The sequence below is a fragment of the Streptomyces chlorus genome, assembly GCF_042655885.1.
Classification (GTDB): domain Bacteria; phylum Actinomycetota; class Actinomycetes; order Streptomycetales; family Streptomycetaceae; genus Streptomyces; species Streptomyces chlorus.
In genome coordinates this window covers 1-6,326 of record NZ_JBHSOA010000002.1, presented here as the reverse complement: position 1 = coordinate 6,326, position 6,326 = coordinate 1, and the positions used below count along the sequence as shown (strand labels likewise).

Below are 6,326 nucleotides of genomic sequence, written 5' to 3'. Positions count from 1 at the left end.
AACGCGCGGCACCTTCTGACTGAAGTACGAGGCAGCTCAGGCTATCTGGGTGCGCAGGCCACCGCCTGCCAATGAGTTCTAAAGCTAAGGACATCACCACGGCCCGCAACGCCCGCCGCCGCGAACTGACCGGCACCCTCAGACAGCGCACCAGCGTTGTCGACCGCCTCCTGGCCGTCCACGCCACCCCCGACCCACTCGCCCAGGAACCGCCGCCCGAGCCCGAGGGTTCCCGGCCCAAACTGCGCCGCTACCGGGAGGAGTAGACCATGAACGGCCCCGACGCAGGGCACCACCAGGCCGACGATGACGAGGTCCGCACTCCGCCCGAGCCGGACGTCTCCGTCCCGGCCCCGTTCGTCATCACCAAGGAACACCGGCGCTTCACCGAATTCGCCGACGCCGTACGCCGGGACCGCTACATCGGCCTGTGCTACGGACCTCCCGGCGTCGGAAAGACCCTCTCCGCCCGCCACTACGCGGGCTGGGACGAGGTCGCCCCGTACCTGGACGAGTTCACCCTGATCGACGGACGCCCTGTTCCCGAGAGCGCGCTGACGGCGCGGACCGTCGTCTACACGTCAGAGGTCTACGACACCCCACGCAGCGTGTAGAAGGCGATTACCTTCTACCAGGACCGCCTCAACTACGCCGTCCAGCTCGTCCACGACGGCGGCCTCGGCGGACCGGACACGGCAGCGCACTTCACGACACGATCCGCCCGCAACACCGAACTCCTCGTCGTCGACGAAGCCGACCGCCTCAAGACCCCGAGCCTGGAACAGCTCCGGGACCACTACGACCGCACCGGCGTCGGCGTGGTCCTCATCGGCATGCCCGGCATCGAGAAGAGCCTCGCCCGCTACCCCCAGCTCTACAGTCGCGTCGGCTTCGTCCACCACTACCGGCCGCTCTCCCCGAACGAACAGCACCTCGTCACCGCCCGGCACTGGCCCCATCTCGCCCTGAACGACCTCGGCGACTTCACCACCGCCGAAGCCGTCGCCACCATCACCCGGATCACCAGCGGAAACTTCCGGCTCACCAGCCGCCTCGTCGCGCAGATCGAGCGCGTGATGGACATCAACCAGCTGTCGACCGTCACCGCCGAAGTCGTGGAGACCGCCCGCGAATCCCTCGTCGTCGGAGTCCTGTAATGGCCGCCCGCCTCATCGGCTACGGGCTCTCCACCCTGCGCGACCCCGCCCCGCCGAGGCCGGTGCTCTCCTCGCCGCCGGGTGCCACACTGTCTTCCTCGACATCACCCACCGCACCACCGGTCCGCGACCGGCCCGGGACACAGCCTTCCGGCACGTCCGTCCCGGCGACCGCATCGTCATCGTGCGGCTCTCCAGGTTCGCCGCCGGCCTGCGCAACCTGCACGACCTGCTCCACCAGCTCGACGACGCACGCGTCGGACTGCGCTCCCTGGAAGAGCCGATCGACACCACCGCGCCCGACGGCGACCTCGTCATCCGCGCCGTCGACGCCACCCTGCAACTCCAAGCCGCATGGATCGCCGAAGTCACGACCGAGGGACAAACTGCTGCCCGTGCTCGCGGACAACGTCTTGGGTCCCCTCCCAAGCTCACCCCCGAACAGGCAGATCTCGCACGCCAGATGCAGGCTGGGGGCCACCCCGTCCCCAGCATCGCCGCCATGTTCAAGGCCGCAACATCGACCATCTACCGCCTCGTACGGCAGCCCCCGGACACCGTCGAGGACGACGAGGACTGACGGCCGGCACACCACCCCTTTCGAGCACGGGCTCAAGCGGACGGCGTGACCGGGGACCGCAGGCCGAGCCACTGCTCGGCGTCCCAGGCCTGGAACCGCTCTACCTCGGTGAACCCCAGCTTTGCCGCGAGGCGCATCGAGCCGACGTTGGCGGTCTGGGTGGTGAGCACCACCGGCTCGCCGGGAAGGACGCCGTCGAACCAGTCGAGTGCCGCCGCGCACGCCTCGGCGGCGTACCCGAATCCCCACGCTCGCGGCAGGAACAGGTAGCCGAGATCGGCCTTCCCCGCGGCAGCCGGGCGACGGTGGCCCGTTGTTCTCCCAAGCAGGATCTGGCCGATCATCGCCCCGCCGAGATCAACGACGAAACTCCCGGGCCACTGCTCGGGCGCCCCGGGCATCTCGCGCTCAAGCTCGTCTCGCGGCCGGGGACCGCCGAGGTAGGTGTGCACCTCTGGCGACGCCAGCAGCTCGATGAACGCTGCGCGGTCCCGGGCCTCGGGCTCGCGGAGCACGAGCCGCTCGGTCTTGATCGGGACAGGTGGCCAGGTGACGGACCCTAGTTCAGTCATGGCGGGCAACCTATCGCGCGCCCTTAAACGCGCTTTCACAACTCCCGGACAAAGCCACGGCCGCGGCGTCAGATACCGCTGAAGATTCGGCGCTGGCTGCCATGCCGGCGGGCTGTGGCACAGTCCTGACCCGCGTGGCGGCCTGCGACGCCTTGACGACACGGGGGAGCAGCGGCTTGAAGGGGAGCGGTTCTCGACGGCGAAGCGAGGACCTGTCCACCGGTGGCGACGAGGTGCGGGTGAGACCGCCCGGGGCCGCGGCGCGCTGAGCCGGAGAACGCGGTGACCGGGCTTCCTGCGCCTGCGGGGCCGGTGGAGCTGAAGCAGCCGTGGAGGCGGCCGCAGACAGAGTAATATCACCGTGCGTGTTCACTCGAAAGGGTTAAGTGAAGGGGCGGTGGAGCATGAGCGCGGGTCGTATGTGGGATGGGCGTTGCCACCCGGCAGCCCCTGAAGGAGGACAACGTGTTCCGCCACTCGATACGTACGCTCGTCATGAGCCTGTGCGCGCTGACCGCGGTCTCACCGACGGTGCCGGCCCTGGCCCTTGCCGCCCCGGCCGGAGGAGCGCCCCCGAGCCCGCACACCGGCACCCGGGCTCCCCACGCGCAGACGCTCGCCGACCTGGCCACCGCCCTGAAGGGCGAGGCGTTCGCCCACGTCTCCTACGATCTCTTCGCCGCCGAGGCCGACCGCCAGGGCCTTCCGGCCGTCGGCCAGCTCTTCCGCACCACGGCGCAAACCGAGTTGCACGAGCACCTGCGCGAGGCGGCCACCCTCGCCGGTATGGTCGGCACGAACGCGGCCAACCTGCGCCAGGCCATCGACGGCGAGACCTACGAGCACCAGGTCATGTACCGCGGCTTCGCCGACCAGGCCCGCAAGGACGGAGACCTCAAGGCCGCAGAGCTGTTCACCGAGATCGCCGCGGACGAGGGCCGCCACCGCGACGCCTTCCGCACCGCGCTGACGGTCGTGACCACCGGCCGCGGCACCGTCCCGGCTCCGCCGAAGGCCGACATGGTGCCGGTGCCCGCCGGGCTGCCGAAGGTGAAGGCCGCCCGCACCAAGGCCAACCTCGACACCGCCATGCACGGCGAGGCGCTCGCCCACGCCAAGTACATGCTCTTCGCCGCCCACGCCATGCAGACCGGCAATCCCGCGCTGGCCCGCCTGTGGGAGGGCACGGCCGAGGTCGAACTGCGGGAGCACTTCGCCGGCGAAGCGGTCCAGGCCGGCCTGGTGCGCAGCACCAGGGACAACCTGGGCAAGGCCATCGCCGGGGAGCGCAACGAGGCGACCACCGTGTACCCGGGGTTCGCTCAGCGGGCCACCGCCGTCGGCGACACCGCCACCGCCCGCTTCTTCCGTGACACCGCCGCGGACGAGGCCCGGCACGCCGCCGCCTTCCAGAAGGCACTCGACCAACTGCGCTGATCGCCCTGGCCGCGCCCGGAGACCGGCCGCACGCATCACGTGAGGCAGTCCGGCCGTCCGACGCCTCATACAGGCCGGACTGCCTCTGGGCGCGGCTGTTGCCGTGTCACCGCCCGTCGCCGGAGCGGCTGGTCGAGAAACTGTCCTGCCAGGTCGCCTTCGCGCCCGAGTCACCGATCCGGTACACCTGGATGACCGCGCCGACGGCCACGACCAGGGCGATCACCGATACCGCGACGCGCGCCGGAACAGAAGAGGCCAGCCGGGCCACGCCGGCCGTCCCGCCCTCGGCGGGCCGGTCGGCCTCCCCGCTGTGCTCCCCTTCCCGGCGAGGGCCGACGCGGCCGAGCAGCCAGACGGCGACCGTCAGCACGAACAGGGTGATCGCCCACGGAGTGAGACCGGGTCCCAGCTCGGCGTGCTCCTCCACCAGCGCACTTTCCTGCACCCGTTCCTCCAGCCACTCACCGGCTTCGGTGGCCAGGACAACCAGGACGAGAGGGACCAGCCCCATGCCCGGCAGCAGCCAGTTGAGCCTGCGTGCCGCCGAAGACCACAGCGCACAGACCACGAGCGCCAACGCGGTCAGCGGGACCAGCACCACCGCACCGTGCACGAAGAGGGGATGGCCGGGAAGGCCGTTGATCAGCCCGACATTCATCTGGCCTCCTTCGTGGATACCCCCGGCTTCAGCCGGGGGGAGGAAATGAAGTTCCTGCGGAGCGGGGCAACGGGCGGCGATGCGCCGTCAGGGCGGATCGCGGTGCTCTGACCCGCGGATTTGGGCTTGAGTCGCAGTGACGCTAGTTTGTGAGCGTGACCACGACGTGCGTGAAGCGGGCCTTCAAGTACCGCTTCCATCCGACCGGTGCGCAGGCGGCGGAGCTGTCGCGCACGTTCGGCTGCGTGCGCAAGGTCTACAACATGGCCCTCGCCGCCCGTACCGAGGCGTGGGCGCGACAGGAGCGGGTCAACTACAACGCCACCTCGGCCATGCTGACCGCGTGGAAGAAGACCGGGGAACTCGCCTACCTCAACGACGTGTCCTCCGTGCCGTTGCAGCAGACGCTGCGCCACCTGCAGAACGCGTTCACCAACTTTTTCGGCAAGCGGTCCCAGTACCCCCGCTTCAAGAGCCGGAAGAAGTCCCGCAAGTCCGCCGAGTACACCACCAGCGGTTTCCGCTTCCGCGAGGGGAGGCTGACGCTGGCGAAAATGGCCGAGCCGCTGGACCTCGTGTGGTCCCGTCCGCTCCCCGAGGGGGCGACGCCCTCCACGGTGACCGTGTCGCAGGACGCGGCCGGGCGCTGGTTCGTGTCGCTGCTGTGCGAGGACCCGACCGTGCAACCGCTGCCCGCCGCGGATACGGCGGTCGGCGTCGACGTCGGCCTCGATCACCTGCTGACCCTCTCCACCGGCGAGAAGATCGCCAACCCGAGACACGAGCGCCGCGACCGTACCCCTCTCGCCAAGGCCCAGCGGGCTCTGGCGAAGAAGGCCAAAGGGGACGGAGCCAACCGGCGCAAGGCCCGGATCAGGGTCGCGAAGATCTACGCCCGGATCGCCGACCGGCGCCGGGACCTGCTGCACAAGCTGACCACTCGACTCGTGCGTGAGAACCAAACGCTCGTGATCGAGGACCTGACCGTGCGCAACATGGTCAAGAATCACACGCTCGCCCGGGCCATCTCCGACGCGGGCTGGAGCGAGTTCCGCTCCATGCTGGAGTACAAGGCGGCCTGGTACGGGCGGGAAGCCATCGCGGTCGACCGCTTCTTCCCCTCCTCCAGGTTGTGCTCCGCCTGCGGCACCTTGCAGAAGAAGATGCCGCTGCATGTCCGCGCCTGGACCTGTGAGTGCGGCACGGTCCACGACCGGGACGTGAACGCGGCGAAGAACCTTCTGGCGGCCGGGCTGGCCGTGTCTGTCTGTGGAGCCGGTGTAAGACCTCAACGGAGTTCTCCGGGCGGGCGGTCGGCGGCGAAGCAGAAACCCCCACGGCGCGAGCCGTAGGAATCCCCCTCGTTCACGAGGGGGAGGAAGTCAAGAGGTCTCTTCCGACGAGCAGGCAAGGGGCATTCGTCACAATACATACCGTTTCGGGAACTGCTGAGCGTATGAGTCCGTGCGCGGGGAGCGGCGTCGGATGGTGAGGCCGTACTCGTCCGGCGCGTTGAGGGTGGAGTTGGTCGTCCAGATCGCCTCGAGACGGACGCGCAGGGTGGTCGGCGGCTTGGCCCCGCCCCGGAAGGCCACCTCGTCGAACCCGCCGCGCGCGTCGAGCGCCGGCTGGAGGTCGGTGCGGATGATGTCGGGGAGGAAGCCGAACGCCTTCAACACAACTGCCCGCACGGGAAGGCTATGTACGAGGCGAGCCGCAGCAGTGTCCAGCCGACGTGAGTGGACGTGCTCTCGACGATCCTCACCCCGTGCAGCGTCGAGCTCTGAACCCCCATGCTCCGTCCCTCCATCTTTGCCGTGCCACCCTCGGCCCGGCGTTCCTTCTACACGGCTTCTACCCGTCTTCGGCACCCGCCCACACCGGCTCCGCAGGGCGCGGGCTTGCGTCGAGCGTGCTGG

8 protein-coding genes and 2 pseudogenes are annotated in these 6,326 nt (G+C 69.6%); 6 read left to right on the top strand and 4 right to left on the bottom strand.

The window, feature by feature from the left end; translation table 11 throughout:
* Nucleotides 1–71: 71 nt before the first annotated feature.
* From ACFPZI_RS00380 to ACFPZI_RS00365, 4 genes and pseudogenes are all read left to right on the top strand, one after another.
* Nucleotides 72–266, top strand: coding sequence for a hypothetical protein (locus tag ACFPZI_RS00380; protein WP_381356513.1), 195 nt, complete (start codon nucleotides 72–74; stop codon nucleotides 264–266).
* Nucleotides 267–269: 3 nt separating this feature from the next.
* The gene (locus ACFPZI_RS00375; RefSeq protein WP_381356510.1) at nucleotides 270–614 is read left to right on the top strand and encodes a hypothetical protein; all 345 of its coding nucleotides are present in this window, start codon (nucleotides 270–272) and stop codon (nucleotides 612–614) included.
* A 6-nt stretch (nucleotides 615–620) separates the two neighbouring features.
* The gene (locus ACFPZI_RS00370) at nucleotides 621–1,157 is read left to right on the top strand and encodes an AAA family ATPase (protein ID WP_381356516.1); all 537 of its coding nucleotides are present in this window, start codon (nucleotides 621–623) and stop codon (nucleotides 1,155–1,157) included.
* A 100-nt stretch (nucleotides 1,158–1,257) separates the two neighbouring features.
* Nucleotides 1,258–1,737, top strand: a pseudogene (locus tag ACFPZI_RS00365) (recombinase family protein); the annotation flags it as partial.
* 32 nt (nucleotides 1,738–1,769) lie between these two features.
* Here ACFPZI_RS00365 and ACFPZI_RS00360 read toward each other — a convergent pair.
* Nucleotides 1,770–2,309 (bottom strand): GNAT family N-acetyltransferase, encoded by a 540-nt coding sequence (locus ACFPZI_RS00360; RefSeq protein ID WP_381356507.1) that lies wholly within the window; start codon nucleotides 2,307–2,309, stop codon nucleotides 1,770–1,772.
* 465 nt (nucleotides 2,310–2,774) lie between these two features.
* Between ACFPZI_RS00360 and ACFPZI_RS00355 the strand changes: the two genes are divergently transcribed.
* Nucleotides 2,775–3,746: a ferritin family protein gene (locus ACFPZI_RS00355; protein ID WP_381356504.1), complete on the top strand. Its 972-nt coding sequence runs from the start codon at nucleotides 2,775–2,777 to the stop codon at nucleotides 3,744–3,746.
* Between the two features lie 106 nt (nucleotides 3,747–3,852).
* Here ACFPZI_RS00355 and ACFPZI_RS00350 read toward each other — a convergent pair whose 3' ends face one another.
* A complete protein-coding gene (locus ACFPZI_RS00350) occupies nucleotides 3,853–4,407 on the bottom strand; it encodes a DUF2231 domain-containing protein (RefSeq protein WP_381356502.1) in 555 nt (184 codons plus the stop codon).
* A 155-nt stretch (nucleotides 4,408–4,562) separates the two neighbouring features.
* On the opposite strand from ACFPZI_RS00350, the gene ACFPZI_RS00345 reads away from it, so the two are divergent.
* Complete coding sequence (locus ACFPZI_RS00345; protein ID WP_381356500.1) at nucleotides 4,563–5,759, top strand: RNA-guided endonuclease InsQ/TnpB family protein; 1,197 nt, start codon at nucleotides 4,563–4,565, stop codon at nucleotides 5,757–5,759.
* A gap of 108 nt (nucleotides 5,760–5,867) precedes the next feature.
* On the opposite strand, the pseudogene ACFPZI_RS00340 reads toward ACFPZI_RS00345, so the two are convergent.
* Together ACFPZI_RS00340 and ACFPZI_RS00335 are read right to left on the bottom strand one after the other, a co-directional pair.
* Nucleotides 5,868–6,137, bottom strand: a pseudogene (locus tag ACFPZI_RS00340) (hypothetical protein); the annotation flags it as partial.
* A complete protein-coding gene (locus tag ACFPZI_RS00335; RefSeq protein ID WP_381356518.1) occupies nucleotides 6,080–6,202 on the bottom strand; it encodes a hypothetical protein in 123 nt (40 codons plus the stop codon). The gene ACFPZI_RS00335 and the pseudogene ACFPZI_RS00340, both read right to left, overlap by 58 nt.
* Nucleotides 6,203–6,326: the final 124 nt, after the last annotated feature.